The following is a 365-nucleotide window of genomic DNA, read 5'->3' as shown; positions in this document are numbered from 1 at the left end:
GCTGTTGTGCCCGTCGCCGCTCGTGGAGGTGTAGTGGGCCGTGGCCGTGTGGCACACCTGGCAGACGCCGTTATAGGGCGCCGCGCTTTTTGCGTAGTCCGTGCCCGTGGCGTTGTTCGTGAACACGGGGGTCACCGTGGTGGAGGGCACCCCGTAGGTTCCGTCGGAAACCTGGGTCGCGGCCCGCTGCACCATGTAGATGTTCCCCCCGCCGCTCGTGCGGTCGCCGTGGGGGTCGTGGCAGTCCCAGCAGAACGTGCCCCCGTCCGTGGCCGCGTCGTGCTTGGTGCCGTAGTGGTTCGCGTCCACGTCTTTGCCGTTCTTGGCCGCGTACCCCGCGCCCGCCCCGTCCGGGTCGTACCCGT

1 protein-coding gene is annotated in these 365 nt (G+C 69.6%); it reads right to left on the bottom strand.

The annotated features are described in order from the left end of the window. A partial coding sequence (locus ACYQ8L_RS18665) for a hypothetical protein (RefSeq protein ID WP_459943322.1) occupies positions 1 to 365 on the bottom strand: 365 nt, incomplete at both ends.

It is taken from the genome of Deferrisoma palaeochoriense (genome assembly GCF_054656955.1).
Note: the sequence above shows the minus strand (reverse complement) of the source record. Positions and strands in the feature narration are given on the sequence as shown.